Source organism: Candidatus Chryseobacterium colombiense (assembly GCA_029203185.1).
Taxonomy (GTDB): Bacteria; Bacteroidota; Bacteroidia; order Flavobacteriales; family Weeksellaceae; genus Chryseobacterium; species Chryseobacterium colombiense.
The window spans coordinates 2564209-2579080 of the sequence record CP119310.1 but is presented as its reverse complement, the minus strand read 5'-3'; the positions used below and the strand labels follow the sequence as shown (position 1 = coordinate 2579080).

Genomic DNA, 14872 nt, shown 5'->3' with positions numbered 1-14872 from the left:
ATGAAGAAAAACAGTCTCTATAAAGGAACGCTCCAGAATATAATTCTTAAACTCCTTTCAAAAGAAGTTAAGATGTATGGTTATCAAATCACGCAACGTGCAAAAGAGCTTACGGAAGGTGAATTAGAAATGACGGAAGGTGCACTATATCCTCTTTTACATAAATTGGAAGCGGACGGAATTATTACTTCCGAATTGCAGGAAATTAACGGGAGAAACCGTAAATATTATCTGCTTACAGATAAGGGTAAAAAACAGCAGGCGACACAGGAAGACGAAATGAGAAGTTATCTTTTTAACCTTAAAGCTATTTTTGATATATGATGTTAGCTGAACATAAAAAAGAAGTCCGTGATTATCTTCTGTCAAGAAAGCTTTCTTTAGATATTTTGATAGAAGTGGAAGATCATTTCTTAAACCAGATTGAAAATATACAGGCTGAAGAACATAAATCTTTTGATGTGGCTTTTGAAGATGTTAAAATAATTTGGAAAGAAGACTTGAAACCGGCTAAAAATTATAACGGTAACGAAATCCCCTTGCTTGCGAGAAAGATAAAGAACAGGAAAATAAATAAGATTCTTTTCAAAAGCCTGATTTTAGTTCTCATCATTATTTTAGGAGTTTTTCTGCTAAGTAAGCTCACTGTAAAACAGGATTTTAAGGAAATAATGACCTATCTTTTCTTTATTATTTTAGGAATTCCGGGAATCTATTATTTATGTAATCTTAGATGGTTCAACCTCACTACTCGAAATAAATCAGTGAAGATAAATATTTATCAAAGTGCAAATATTATAGCATTTCTTCCCGGTTTGATTATGATGGGAGGAAGTTCATTTTCAAAAATGGCAGTGAATATTTATGATTTTATAAATGCAGATTCAAAAATTGGTTTGATGTCGTTTATTGTATTGGCTTGCTTTTTATGGTTTTTCTCATTTGGCTTTTTACTGCAAATCGCATTCATACAATCCATGAAAAAAATGAAACCCTATCTTTCAACTTTTAACCTGAACATATGATAACTCAAGAAAATTTTATAGAAATAAAAAAATATTTAGCTTCTAAAAATCTCAGCTTGACATTATTTGTTGAGGTGTATGATCATTTTGTGATGCAAGTTTCAGAGTTAATGCTTAAAAATAGCATCAACTTTCAGGAGGCCTTTATTCGGGTTAAATGGGATTGGAAGTCTGAACTTGAAATGGTAAAAGCCGACACTTTTTCGTTTAGAAAAATAGCAAGAATTGAAAAAAATATACTTCAGACGAGATTTAGAAAAATTATTTATATATCATTGGGCGTTTCGGTGGCTTTAGGAATGGTTGGGTTGATTTCGGAACTTCTGTTTTTTTACTTAGAAATGGGAGTTTTGCTATTTTTAATTCTTATTCTGATGTATAATTTTATCTGGAAAAAAATGAGCTTCACAGAATACCGGAACCTAAGCTTTCACCCGTTATTATTACGGAACATAATAATTGGAGTTTTAATTTTTCCTCTTGGAAGCTATTTTTCCGGGACTTTTGAATTTTGGAAACCGGTGGCAAATCAGATTATTATGATTTATGCTGCAATGGTGCAAATTCAGCTTTTATATTTCAGAACTAAAAAAATCAATGTTTTATTCTCATGAAAAAAGAACAACTGGATCTCATTAGGGATTATCTTATCTTTCAAAAACTTCCGCTGGATATTTTATTGGAAGTGGAAGATCATATGGCTTCACAAGTCCTGGATATTCAGAAGAATGAGGGCTTAAGTTTTGATGAAGCATTTCTGAAAACTCAGAAATTGTGGGAGAGCGAGTTTAAAATGACTACCTATTCAGTATTTTATTCAGAACAGATTCCTGTGATTGTGAAGAAGATGGTTAAGGCTAAATATAATAAGATTTTAAAAAGATCATTTTTTTATGCATTGATTTCTCTAGCAGTCAATCTTTTGCTAATTTATTTATCGAACAGTCAGGAATTGTATACCGACTTTTTCAGAGGTCAGAACTTATTGTTTTTATTGGCTCCTGCTTTGGTTTGGGCATTTAATTATAAAATCAGAAAATACGTTAAAAGAGATTTTAAATATAAAGGAAGATCGTTCTATTCCATCTATCAGCAGAATATAGGAATTATGGTTGTGAGTACGACGACTATGGCCCAGATTTTTGCTAAAGAGGGGAAATATGCGTATTTATTACTTAAAACAGATCAACCGGGAACCCTTTTATATGGTTTGGTTACTTTGATTCTTCCTTTTTTGGCGCAAATAGTCGTGATTTTTGGAATCCTTAATTTCTTTGAGCATAAAAAAACGTTGAAAAAATTATCGGTCATTGCAATGGGATAGAAAACAAAGGTGAGCAGGTGAACAACAATTTTTTATTCAGGTTAGGTTTATTGTAAGATCAAATCGCAAAACCAAAAAACATATTCTCCTGTTTCCTTATTGTCATCAGTTTGGGGTTTCGGATATGTTTTCTTAACAGTTTCCCCAATTTTAAAATCAATTGCGGTTTTAAAAATAGGTCCATCAAAAGTAAAAGTATGAAACTCTCCGTTTTCTCCGCAAGGATCAACATTTTCGGGTAGATCTTTAATGAAATCCTTATCAATAATTCTTCCTGCAAAACTTTTATCTAAATACGTTTCATTGACACAAGTCACGATGGTTTTAAAACCTAGATCTAAAAATTCATGAATGAGATAGTTTGTGTTGATTTTCCATAATGGGAAAACACCTGTCATGCCAATAGACTGTAACTGATCTTCGCGGTATTTTCTTAAATCTTCCAGAAAAATATCCCCGAAAATAGAGTGAGTTATTCCCTGAACTTTTACCTTACTCATAGTTTTAGCCATGATCTCACGATATTCTTCCATAGTCGGCTCTTTTGGAATTTCCATTTTAATTAAAGGAAAACCTAAACTTTCAGCCTGTTTTTCTAACAAAGAAACATGAACGCCGTGCATGGAGATCCTTTGAAATTCTTTATTGATACTTGTTAGCAGGGATGTGACTTCAAATTGTTCCTCTTTTAACGTTTTATATAATGCGAGAGCAGAGTCTTTTCCACTGCTCCAGTTGAAGATGGCTTTGGGTTTCATGATAAAATAAAAATTTCCCAAAAATAGGGAGATTCTGTTTATTATTTCAGTTCGTAATATTTGCTTTTCGAGCTTTCTGTTTTTTATTTAATAGGGCTCAAACATAAAAAATCCTCCAAAATTTTAAAGGATATATCAAATATATTTTAGATTGAAATTTTATTTAAAATTATTTACTGTAAGCAATGTATAAGTATTTTTTGTTTTTTTCTTCTAACCAAATACTTGCTAATTCAGGATTTAAAAGGAAGTAAGAGAAATCTCTGGAATTTGCATTTACTGTTTCTGAAAATTCATCATAGTCAACTTTTTCTCCATCAATAAAATATATATTATGACTTGAATCTTTTTCAGGAAGTTCAGCCTTTATGATATTATTTTCGTCAATGTTTTGGTAAATAAGATCTTCAAATTGTTCTTTTTTGATGATTTTATATCGATAAGTATTAGGCTCTGTGGTTGGTATTAATATAATGTTTTCTTTTTTTACCAAATATTCATCAATGGAAAAAGAGATTTCGCCCATATAATCAATACTTCCTTCTGTAATTGAACTTTGATTTAATTTTAAAATTTTAGTATTTTTAATATATTTTTCTCCAACTTTGAACCCTCCGATCAATCGACTTTTAGGAGAATAATATTCATTGTCATTATTATCAGATCTCAATGCAACTAATGTAAAGCCGTCTATTTCTCTTGTTTGTAGTGTATCCTTTTCTTTTTTTTGGGAAAATACACTGCCAATAAAAGCAAACAAGGCAAAGCTTGTCATTAATTTTCTGAAAAATCCTTGATTATTTGTAGTAAGATTTGAAACTCTATCAACTTGAATTCTTCCGCAAATACTTTCTTTTCCTATCGTTAATGCATGAATTTCCTGATCTGAAAGATTTCTTAAATCATACACATTCTTATTACAAAGTTCACAAAATCTTTTACCGTCAATAAAATCGGAATTATTAGACAATTTAAGCGGACATTTATATCCTATTTGAATTTCATAATTTTCTTTCATATGCAACCGATTTTAATTTGAACCCTCTATAAATTTAATAGATGCTGAAAAAACTGAAAAAGTTAGAAAAGTTTTTTATAAAGATAATTAAAAAATAAAACCTCAAAGAAAATTCCTTGAGGTTTTGATTTGTAATTATTGAAGCAGTTTTGTGCTAATATTTTTTAGATTGAATTTCTTTAATAGGAATAAAAGCTCCGTTGATGTAGTCTATTTTCTGTTCGAAAGGATATGCGGGATTGGAGGCAAGTAAAACTCCCACTGCTCCGAAAAACAATCCAATACTTACATTGCCCATATTGGGCCCTCCTGATCTTAATTTTCCTACGAAATAATAATCGTTGTCTCTTTTTTCTGCTTTGGTAAAAAGATTTTCAATAGGAAGATAAATGTAAGGTTCACCTTTATAAACTATGGCATAGATGTCATCTTTTTTGATCTCTTTTTCTTTTCCGTCAGCAATTTCGTAGATTCTTACAATCTTTGGCATATTTCCATAAAATTTTGCATTGGTGATTTCCTGTTGAGGTTGCTGATTTTTTAAGGAAGCATAATCTTTATAAACACCATCTTTTAGTTGAGATGAATTAAACAGACTGATAGATTGTTTATCAATATCATCGAATTTTTTAATCTGATCAAAAGTATATTGCTCGTTTGTCTCAGGTTTTCTGGATACATTTTTAGCAATAAATTGACCAAGCATTTCGCTGCCTTTTCTTAAGATGTCTTTTGTAACGTCCGAGTCTTTATGATCTACAACTGTATCTGTTTTTTCGAGTAGGGAATAGGTTCCATTTTCATTTTTAGCAAACAGGAAACCTTGAAAATAACAATAGCCAAACTCTGTAAATGCTTTAGAAACTTCAGCAAAATACAATTGTTTAAGATATAAAACCAGACTTCCGTTTTCTGTATTTTCACCATTTACACTATTCAGTACACTCTGAAACTGGCTGGATAGAGGTGAGGTAGGAACAACTCTTGCTTTTGCGTTCAAGGCACCTTGCTGAACAATTCCTATGGAAGTTGTATCGATTCTGTTATCAATAACTGTAATGGTTTTATAATAGCTTTTATCTACTTTTTGAGATGGAAGACCAATTGTAAAATTTTCTGTCCGTTTTTGCGCTGATAAGAGGAAGGATAAACTTATAGTTATTAAAAGTGAGGTTCTTTTGATATTAATTTTCATAGTAATTATTTGGTATTGGAGTAACGGATAAAATTGGTGATTAGTTTATAAAAATACAAAAAACCTCAAAGAAAATTCCTTGAGGTTTAATTTATAATTTTTAAAACAGTTTGTTTTCAAAATTGCCAGTCCGGCTACGGACTACATATTTCTTCTGTACTTACCACCTACTTCAAATAAAGCATTCGTAATCTGCCCAAGAGAACAGTATTTCACGGCATCCATCATCACTTCAAATAAGTTTTGCTGATTGATCGCTGCGTGTTGTAAAGTTTTCAAAGCTTCCGCAGATTTATCATCATTAGATTTCTGGAAATTGTGAAGCATTTCAATCTGGAATTGTTTTTCTTCTTCAGTTGAACGGATAACTTCTCCCGGACGAACCGTTGGTGAACCATCTTTTCCTAAGAACGTATTTACCCCGATGATTGGATATTCTCCGGTATGTTTCAGCCATTCGTAATGCATCGATTCTTCCTGGATTTTTGAACGTTGGTACATGGTTTCCATTGCACCCAAAACGCCGCCTCTTTCCGTGATTCTGTCGAATTCTGCATAAACCGCTTCTTCCACTAAATCTGTCAATTCTTCAATGATAAATGAACCTTGAAGGGGATTTTCATTTTTCGCTAACCCTAATTCTTTATTGATAATCAACTGAATTGCCATTGCTCTTCTTACCGATTGCTCAGTTGGTGTCGTAATAGCTTCGTCATAAGCATTGGTGTGAAGAGAATTACAGTTATCATAGATGGCGTATAACGCCTGTAAAGTCGTTCTGATATCGTTGAAATCAATTTCCTGAGCGTGAAGCGAACGTCCGGAAGTTTGAATGTGGTATTTCAACATCTGGCTTCTTTCATCAGCTCCGTATTTTAATTTCATTGCTTTTGCCCAGATTCTTCTCGCCACACGTCCGATCACTGAATATTCTGGGTCGATCCCGTTGGAGAAGAAGAACGATAAGTTCGGTGCAAAATCATTAATGTCCATTCCTCTTGACAAATAATATTCCACATATGTGAAACCGTTTGCCAATGTAAATGCCAACTGAGAAACCGGATTTGCACCTGCTTCCGCAATGTGATATCCGGAAATAGAAACAGAGTAGAAGTTCCTCACTTTTTCTTTGATGAAATATTCCTGAACGTCACCCATCAATCTTAGAGCAAATTCAGTTGAGAAAATACACGTATTCTGAGCCTGATCTTCTTTTAAAATATCTGCCTGAACGGTACCACGAACAGTTGCTATCGTTTTCGCTTTAATTTCAGCATACACATCAGCAGGAATAATTTCGTCACCTGTAATTCCTAATAGCTTTAAACCTAAGCCATTATTGGAAGGTGGCAATTCACCGTTATATTTTGGTCTTGCTAAACCTTTGTCATCGAATTTTTCTTTAAGCTTAGCCTCAACCTTGGCTTCAAGATTATTTTCTGCAATATATTTTTCAACATTTTGATCAATCGCTGCATTCATAAAGAAGGCCAACAACATTGGTGCAGGTCCGTTGATGGTCATTGAAACTGAGGTCAATGCATTCACCAGATCAAAGCCTGAATATAGTTTTTTAGCATCATCTAATGTTGCAATAGATACTCCGGCATTTCCGATTTTACCGTAAATATCCGGTGGTAAAGCTGGATCCTGTCCGTATAATGTTACTGAGTCGAAAGCCGTAGACAAACGTTTTGCTGGCATTTCCGCAGAAACATAGTGGAATCTTCTGTTGGTTCTTTCAGGACCTCCTTCTCCGGCGAACATTCTCGTTGGATCTTCTCCGGTTCTTTTGAAAGGATAAATTCCTGCTGTAAAAGGAAATCCTCCCGGAAGGTTTTCCTGACCTTTCCATTTGATCAAATCACCCCAATCGGTATACTTTGGTAAAGCAATTTTTGGAATTCTTAAATGGGACAAAGACTCTGTTGAGGTTTCCACCTTAATTTCTTTTCCTCTTACGAAATAGGAATAAAACTCTGCATGGAAAGCTTTTTTTGTATCATCCCAAGTTTTCAGGAAGTCAATGTTTTCCTGTTGAAGTTCCTTTTCAGCTTTTTGATATTCAGCGTCTAAAGCTTCGTTGGAGATGATGTTCTTAACGCCATCAATATGATACATTTTTCTCGCAAGCTCTGCTTGTTTTTCAATATTTGCATCATAAATTCTATTGTTTTCTACAATTTCAGAAAGGTAGCGAACTCTTTTCGGAGGAATAATCGTTACTTCGTCTGTAATTTCCTGTTCAACAAATCCTTGTAGATTTAAATCAGCAAATTTATCGTTTACTTTAGAAACCAATCTGTTGTACAATTCAGTTGTTCCGTGGTCGTTGAACTGAGATGCTTTTGTGGCATAAACCGGCATTTCATCCAATGGCTGTTCCCATAACAAATGGTTTCTCTGGAATTGTTTTCTTACGGCTTGAAGCGCATCAAGAGCACCTCTTTTGTCAGATTTATTTAAAGCTACTAAATCTGCATAATCCAACATGTCGATTTTTTCCAACTGCGTAGAAGCTCCATATTCAGGAGTCATTACATACATGGAAACATCGGCAAAATCAGAAACTTCCGAACCGGATTGTCCGATACCTGAAGTTTCAAGGATGATAACATCTGGATGAGCCAATTTCAATACATTCAAAGCAGAATGAATGAACGGAGAAACAGAAACATTGTTTTCTCTCGTCGCCATCGAACGCATATAAACTCTCGGATCATTGATCGCATTCATACGGATTCTGTCTCCCAAAAGTGCGCCTCCTGTTTTCTTTTTCGAAGGGTCGATGGAGATGATGGCAATTTTTTTATCGGTATTGGAACGTAGGAAACGTCTCACTAATTCGTCTGTTAATGAAGATTTTCCGGCTCCACCTGTACCTGTGATCCCTATAATCGGGATATTTAAATCTTTTGATTTTTCATCGATAGCTGCAACCAGTTCAGGTTTTTCTTCGGAAAAGTTTTCAACCGCTGAGATGATTTTTGCAATGCTTGTAGAATTTTCAAAACTGATGGTATCTAAATCGTTTGCTGTAACATCTTTTCCTGTTGCGAAATCTGATCTTTTCACCAAATCGTCGATCATTCCCTGTAACCCAAGCTCACGACCATCGTCCGGAGAATAAATTCTGTCGATTCCGTAAGACATGATATCTTCGATTTCTTCAGGCAGAATTACACCACCGCCGCCGCCAAAAATTTTGATTTGCGGAGAGTTTTTTTCTCTTAAAAGGTCATAAATGTATTTAAAATATTCGTTGTGACCACCTTGATAAGAAGTTAGGGCAATCGCATTAGCATCTTCCTGAATAGCTGTATTGACAACTTCCTCTGCAGATTTGTCGTGTCCAAGGTGGATGACTTCACATCCTGTTCCCTGAATGACACGGCGCATGATATTGATCGCAGCATCATGACCATCGAATAACGATGCAGCTGTTACGATTCTTACTTTATTTTTTGGAGTATATTTTTGGGTTTCCATAAAAAACTAGAAAATTTCTGAATTCCCAAATATAATAATAAAATAGCAACTGCTTGTTTTAGTTTAAGTTGTTGTTATTTAAAAGGTTATTGTTGTTTTGTTGACAAAATATTCCCCAGTGGAACAAACATTCGTTTAGAAATAAAGCAATATTTGATTTAAAATTCTCAAATTAATTTCTCTACTTTTGCATCATATTATATAAGGTATGAAAAAGGCATTGTTATATTTCGCGTTGGGAACTGTTTTGAGTTTTTTAATCAATTATTTCTTTTACAGCTCAGAAAATCTTGGTCTTGATATCTATTATGCCTTAGCTTTCGGGATTGCCTGGGGAATTGCTTATTATCTGGATACTCCCAATTTTACACTGCCTCAAAAATTAGGGGTGTCTTTTTTAGCAATGGCAGTTCTTGTTATAATGGGAGCTCTATTGTTCAATCTTGCATTGGCTATTCCGTCTATCCTTAAATTTTCTACCGTATTCGTTGCTTACTATTTAATTGCAAGTTTCAGAGCCAGCAAATCACTTCGTGATTAATGCATCATTATAAAACTTGCATACATTAATAATAGTCCCATAAAGATTATTCCGATAAAATTGATCATAAATAAAAATATGCCTTTGAAGATACTCATCGTTCGGGAACTTTCGTAGACTCTGTGGTGAGCTATAAAGAAATAGATGAACATATAAATGACAGCTGCAATATTAATAAGTATAATTAATAAATTTAAAGGAATATAATCTGGTAAAAGATCTGTAATTCTATCAAGAAATATTAAGATAAGGGTTCCTAATAATAGGAATGAGAAATAGTGAAGGGTAAAAATTCCATGGTCAAAATACCACCATTTCTTTTTATTATGAAAGATCCAGATGAAGAAGGCGAAAACAGGGAGGTAAATGAATAATGCTTTCGGAAGCGTATGAATCATAGTTTCCTTGAATTTAGCAAAAATAAGATCTCTCTTCAGACCCTGTTCTTGCATATGAAAGATCTTTTTTGCGAAAGGCTTCATGAAAACATAGATCGCATGATTTTTTTTGTTTTTTGAATGAAGTGAGTCAAACTGCTTCATGCTTGTTGCTCCGAGAACACTTATTTTTCCGTCTTTAGTTTCTCCTAAAGCGTCTGTATCAATGTCATTTCCGTTGACTTCTGTTACCTTTATATCTTTAACAGCCTGTTTGGATTCTAATGAGTCTTTATTCAGCTGTTCTTTAGATAGGTTTTGTTTTAAATTGTCTGTGATTTGGGCAATTTTTTCATCTTTGGCTTTTTCTTTTTCAATTTCTTTGGCAATTTGTGATTTTTTCTCAGGCCCGGTTGATTCTTCTTCAGAACTTGAAATGAGAGGGGGAAGAAAAAAAGTAATAAAACTTATGAAAATGTATAGCTTTACCGGAGCAACATACATCTGTCGCCTTCCTGCAAGGTATTCTCTGGTTAGTTTTCCCGGTTTGAGTAATAAATATTTTATTGTTTTCCAAAACTCTCCGTCATAGTGGGTGAAATCCTCAATGAAATGGGTGAAAAGATAATGAAATGGTTGTTTAGGTTCTATATTTTCCTGTCCGCAATGCGGGCAGTATCTTTCTTCAACGGTATGTCCGCAGTTAAGGCAAGTTTTATCATCTCGGGTTTTGCCGTGGCTCATAGTTTTTTAGTGTTTAGCACAAATATAATTAATTATGAATATAAAATAATCATATTGATAATATTCTGGATGAATGTTTAAATAAAATTAATAAATAGGGTTTAAAAATAAATGATTTTAAAATGATTGTTTGTTTTTTGAAATGTATACAATATTCATATTGATTAAAAAACAACGTTTATTTCTTATTCGAGATTATTGAATAAGTCTATTGAATAGCAGAGGCACAATCCTACATCAATAGATTAAATGAAATATGTTTTTGCAATCCGAAAATAATTTGTACCTTTGCACACCCTTTTAGGGGAAAATTATGTTTAATCTTTAACTAAAACGTGTGAATACATTAAGTTACAAAACTGTTTCAGCGAACAAAGCTACTGCTAATAAAGAATGGGTTGTGGTAGACGCTGAAGGACAACCGTTGGGAAGACTAGCTTCTACGGTTGCAAAGATTTTGAGAGGTAAGCACAAAACGAACTACACACCTCACGTAGATTGTGGTGATAACGTAATCGTTTTGAACGCTGGGAAAGTTACTCTTTCTGGAAACAAGTGGAACGATAAGACTTATATCTGGCATACAGGTTACCCTGGAGGACAGAAGTCTATGACTGCGGCTGAACTTCAGAAGAAAGATTCTTTAAAAGTATTGGAAAAATCTGTAAAAGGTATGTTGCCTAAAAACAGATTGGGAGCTGCTTTATTGAAGAACCTTTACTTATATGAAGGAACTGAGCACAAACATGAAGCTCAACAGCCTAAAACAATTAATGTTAACGAATTTAAATAATTAATTTATGTCTATAGTTCACAAAATCGGAAGAAGAAAAACTTCTGTAGCTAGAGTTTATGTAAAGCCAGGAACTGGTGTTATTACAGTAAACGGTAAAGATGCTGCAACTTATTTCTCTACAGACGTGATGGTTTACAAATTGAACCAACCGTTCATCCTTTCTGAAACTGTTGGTCAGTATGACGTTACCGTAAATGTTTTCGGTGGTGGTAATACAGGTCAGGCAGAAGCTATCAGATTAGGTATTTCAAGAGCTTTATGCGAAATCAATGCTGAATTCAGATTAGCTTTGAAACCAGCTGGTTTACTTACAAGAGACGCAAGAATGGTGGAAAGAAAGAAGCCAGGTCAGAAAAAAGCAAGAAAGAGATTCCAATTCTCAAAACGTTAAGATTTCTCGTTGGCGAATGGCTTATAGCTATTGGTTACAGAAATGTATTAAATTTTTTTTTAAACTTAATCTCGGCGCAAAGCCAATTGCCACAAGCAAAAAGCAGAACGCCAATTGCCCGTTACGTTTAGCATCCAAACGCTTCTCCCATCTAAAGAAGTTGTTGATTGTTTAAAAAACGGAAAGTAAACTAACAAAAACAGAAAACATGGCAAAAGCAAATGTAAAAGACCTTCTAGAGGCTGGTGTACACTTCGGTCACATGACTAGAAAGTGGAATCCAAATATGGCTCCATACATTTTTATGGAGAAAAACGGTATTCACATTGTAGACTTACATAAAACAGCAGTTAAATTGGATGAGGCTTGTAACGCTTTAGAAAAATTAACTTCTGCAGGTAAAAAAGTTCTTTTCGTAGCGACTAAGAAGCAAGCGAAAGAAGTAGTTGCAAAGCACGCTTCTGAACTTAATATGCCTTATATTACAGAAAGATGGCCAGGAGGTATGTTAACAAACTTTGTTACTATCAGAAAGGCTGTAAAGAAAATGAACGCTATCGACAAAATGAAAAAGGATGGTACGTTCGAAACTTTATCTAAAAAAGAAAGATTACAAGTAGACAGACAAAGAGCTAACTTAGAGAAAAACTTAGGTTCTATCTCTGACATGGTTCGTCTTCCTTCTGCAATCTTCGTTGTAGATATCTTGAGAGAACACATCGCTGTAACTGAAGCTAAGAAATTAGGTATTCCAGTTTTCGGTATTGTTGATACAAACTCTGACCCAAGAAAAGTTGACTTCGTTATCCCAGGAAACGATGATGCTTCTAAGTCTATCGATATGATCTTGAGCATTGTTTCAGAATCTATCAAAGACGGTCAGTCTCAAAGAAAAGCTGATAAAGAAAAATCTAAAGAAGAAGGAGAAGTAGTATCTGCTGATAAAGATGCTGATTTCGATGCTGAATAATTAAAGATTTATCTTTAAAATATAAAAATCCGTTAAGAATTCACTTAACGGATTTTTTATTTTATAAATTCGGTTAATTAGAAAGCGTAATGCTGTAAGAAGATGAAATAAACTGAGTCTTTTTATAAACCGAATTACAAACCATCCCGGACAAATTATAATTTTGATTTTTAAGAACCATAGCATATCCGATTTTACCGGCACCGATAGGAATCTTTTTTGAGTAATTCTTTCCGGTGATTGTCAATACCATATTACAGCGAGACTTATTGGTAACCGTAATGGATGTTTTGGGGCTGTTTGAGCTATCATTGAATAGATCGGTTAATACATCCGCAGTTTCCGGTTTGTAGGTTTTTATTAAGGTATTATATTCCTGTTCGGTTTGGGATATTGAAGGAGCAGTGCTTCTAGGTTGAGGACTTTTAGAAGCAGCTGATGTCTCTGTATGGTAAGTTGTGCTACAGCTAATTAAAAGCAGAGATACAGATATTACTAAAATTATTTTTCTTTTCATGCAATTAGATTTAAAAGATAGATGAGGTGTTTTTTATATGTAAAATATAGAAACGAAAAAAGGTAAGAAAATCTTACCTTTTATATTAGTTTATTCTGAACTTTATGTATGTAATTGTTTTCCCTTTTGCAGAAAATAACTCTTCATAATACGTTCTGATGTCTCTTAAATGAGGTGTTCCCGGATCATATTCAAGAGCACTGTAAATATCATGATGGGCGCTTATGATTTCATATCCAGCTCCCTGAAGATAACCTAAAGTATAGCCATGTAAGAACTCCGAATCTGTTTTTAAATGAATTATTCCACCAGGTTTTAAAAATTTTTTATACCTGTCTAGAAAATCCGGGTGAGTTAATCTATGCTTGGTACGTCTGTATTTTATTTGAGGGTCTGGGAAAGTAATCCAGATTTCATCGACTTCATTTTCTGCAAAGAAACAGTCCACCAGTTCGATCTGGCTTCTTAAAAATGCTACGTTATGCATATTATTGTCAACAGCTTCTTTGGCTCCAAACCAAAATCTAGCCCCTTTAATATCTATTCCGATAAAGTTTTTTTCAGGAAATGTTTTGGCAAGACCTACAGAATATTCTCCTTTTCCGCAACCTAGTTCTAAAACAATAGGATTTTCATTTTTGAAGAAATCTTTTCTCCAGTTTCCTTTTAGTTCAAAACCATTCAGTGCTTCTTCTCTTGTTGGCTGAACTACATTTGGTAATATTTTATTTTCTGCGAATCTCGCAAGTTTGTTTTTGCCCATACTATATAAAATCGGACAAAAGTAATGAAAAAATACCTATTTTTTGATTTTTATAATCGTTTTGAGGACTTTTTGCGTATTATTTAGGATTGCTTAAGGCAACCATTATTGGTTTTTGAACAGTTTTCTGTGATGCATATTGTGCTCCGCAAACCAAGCTTGTAAACAGATAATTTCCTTTCTCAATTACAACGGAATTATCTCCGTGTGCAGGTACGGCAAGTCGATATTTGGTATTTCCAACACCTTCCATCCTTACGATAATATTACAGTCAGAATTGTTCTCAATCATCACAATACATTCTTTAGCATTAGGATCATTGTCGAATAATGAATTTAATATTTTAACTGTTTTATTTTTATGCTCGTCAGGATTACTGGCCATAAGCATATTGAATTCATCGGCTTCAGTATTCGGAATTGCTGCTTTCGTCGTTGTAGCTGCAGTATTGGCTACATACACATTTTGAGCAGTACTCGGAGTGTATTTTACTGATGATACTCCCGAAGCTAGCTCTGCTCTATATTTTGCAATTTGCTTTTCCTTTATTTTTGCATTCATTTCATCAAAAGTAATCTTTGTAGAAGGGCGTCTTTTTAAAAGTGCCAGGTTTTCCTGCATCGTTTTTACTTTTGGATCTCCCGGAGCAGCGTTTTGTATATATTCCTTCATCAGCTGCATTACTCTTGGTTTTATGATAGAACGACGGGGTTCATCAGGATGGGCATCCCGCAAGAAAGCATTAAGCTCATAGATGTTTCTACTTTTTAAAATGTTACTATAATCTTTGTCTTTGCTTTGTGCAGAAAGATTAATACATAATAGGGCAGTCAATAAAAAAAGTAAATTCTTCATGAAAATATATGCTTTTGGACTCGTAATCAATGAATCTTTAATCATTAAACAGGTTATAAAATTATAAATATTTTAAAAACAATCTCTATTTCAAAAAAGTAAATTTAA

General features: G+C 33.8%; 16 protein-coding genes. 8 read left to right on the top strand and 8 right to left on the bottom strand.

All coding sequences use genetic code 11. From position 1 onward, the window contains the following. The 4 genes from P0Y62_11480 to P0Y62_11465 are packed head-to-tail and all read left to right on the top strand — an operon-like array spanning position 1 to position 2349. Positions 1-324: a PadR family transcriptional regulator gene (locus P0Y62_11480; protein ID WEK68481.1), complete on the top strand. Its 324-nt coding sequence runs from the start codon at positions 1-3 to the stop codon at positions 322-324. Beyond that, positions 321-1025, top strand: coding sequence for a hypothetical protein (locus tag P0Y62_11475; GenBank protein WEK68480.1), 705 nt, complete (start codon positions 321-323; stop codon positions 1023-1025). Before P0Y62_11480 ends, P0Y62_11475 begins: the two co-directional genes overlap by 4 nt. Further along, positions 1022-1639, top strand: coding sequence for a hypothetical protein (locus tag P0Y62_11470; protein WEK68479.1), 618 nt, complete (start codon positions 1022-1024; stop codon positions 1637-1639). The genes P0Y62_11475 and P0Y62_11470 overlap by 4 nt, the downstream gene beginning before the upstream one ends. Beyond that, on the top strand, positions 1636-2349 hold the full coding sequence (locus tag P0Y62_11465) for a hypothetical protein (protein ID WEK68478.1): 714 nt from the start codon (positions 1636-1638) through the stop codon (positions 2347-2349). The genes P0Y62_11470 and P0Y62_11465 overlap by 4 nt, the downstream gene beginning before the upstream one ends. Before the next feature lie 47 nt (positions 2350-2396). Here P0Y62_11465 and P0Y62_11460 read toward each other — a convergent pair whose 3' ends face one another. From P0Y62_11460 to P0Y62_11445, 4 genes are all read right to left on the bottom strand, one after another. Next, entirely contained in the window at positions 2397-3107 is a 711-nt protein-coding gene (locus tag P0Y62_11460; GenBank protein ID WEK68477.1) for a diphthine--ammonia ligase, read from the bottom strand. Positions 3108-3276: 169 nt separating this feature from the next. Further along, on the bottom strand, positions 3277-4125 hold the full coding sequence (locus tag P0Y62_11455; protein ID WEK68476.1) for a hypothetical protein: 849 nt from the start codon (positions 4123-4125) through the stop codon (positions 3277-3279). Positions 4126-4279: 154 nt separating this feature from the next. Next, entirely contained in the window at positions 4280-5320 is a 1041-nt protein-coding gene (locus tag P0Y62_11450) for a hypothetical protein (protein ID WEK68475.1), read from the bottom strand. A 141-nt stretch (positions 5321-5461) separates the two neighbouring features. Further along, positions 5462-8809 (bottom strand): methylmalonyl-CoA mutase family protein, encoded by a 3348-nt coding sequence (locus P0Y62_11445; GenBank protein WEK68474.1) that lies wholly within the window; start codon positions 8807-8809, stop codon positions 5462-5464. Between the two features lie 208 nt (positions 8810-9017). On the opposite strand from P0Y62_11445, the gene P0Y62_11440 reads away from it, so the two are divergent. Next, a complete protein-coding gene (locus tag P0Y62_11440; GenBank protein ID WEK68473.1) occupies positions 9018-9350 on the top strand; it encodes a hypothetical protein in 333 nt (110 codons plus the stop codon). On the opposite strand, the gene P0Y62_11435 is transcribed toward P0Y62_11440, so the two are convergent. Beyond that, positions 9347-10471, bottom strand: coding sequence for a DUF3667 domain-containing protein (locus tag P0Y62_11435; GenBank protein WEK68472.1), 1125 nt, complete (start codon positions 10469-10471; stop codon positions 9347-9349). The two genes, P0Y62_11440 and P0Y62_11435, sit on opposite strands and share 4 nt — an antisense overlap. A 337-nt stretch (positions 10472-10808) precedes the next feature. Between P0Y62_11435 and rplM the strand changes: the two genes are divergently transcribed. The 3 genes from rplM to rpsB all read left to right on the top strand — a co-directional run bounded on the left by rplM (position 10809) and on the right by rpsB (position 12628). Further along, positions 10809-11264, top strand: a complete 456-nt coding sequence (gene rplM, locus P0Y62_11430) for a 50S ribosomal protein L13 (GenBank protein WEK68471.1) — start codon at positions 10809-10811, stop codon at positions 11262-11264. 7 nt (positions 11265-11271) lie between these two features. Then, the gene (gene rpsI / locus P0Y62_11425) at positions 11272-11658 is read left to right on the top strand and encodes a 30S ribosomal protein S9 (protein ID WEK68470.1); all 387 of its coding nucleotides are present in this window, start codon (positions 11272-11274) and stop codon (positions 11656-11658) included. Between the two features lie 208 nt (positions 11659-11866). Continuing rightward, entirely contained in the window at positions 11867-12628 is a 762-nt protein-coding gene (gene rpsB / locus P0Y62_11420; GenBank protein WEK68469.1) for a 30S ribosomal protein S2, read from the top strand. Between the two features lie 73 nt (positions 12629-12701). Here rpsB and P0Y62_11415 read toward each other — a convergent pair whose 3' ends face one another. The 3 genes from P0Y62_11415 to P0Y62_11405 all read right to left on the bottom strand — a co-directional run bounded on the left by P0Y62_11415 (position 12702) and on the right by P0Y62_11405 (position 14764). Then, positions 12702-13145: a competence protein ComL gene (locus tag P0Y62_11415; protein WEK68468.1), complete on the bottom strand. Its 444-nt coding sequence runs from the start codon at positions 13143-13145 to the stop codon at positions 12702-12704. An 85-nt stretch (positions 13146-13230) separates the two neighbouring features. Then, entirely contained in the window at positions 13231-13908 is a 678-nt protein-coding gene (gene trmB / locus P0Y62_11410; protein ID WEK68467.1) for a tRNA (guanosine(46)-N7)-methyltransferase TrmB, read from the bottom strand. A gap of 79 nt (positions 13909-13987) precedes the next feature. After that, a complete protein-coding gene (locus P0Y62_11405) occupies positions 13988-14764 on the bottom strand; it encodes a hypothetical protein (protein ID WEK68466.1) in 777 nt (258 codons plus the stop codon). Positions 14765-14872: the final 108 nt, after the last annotated feature.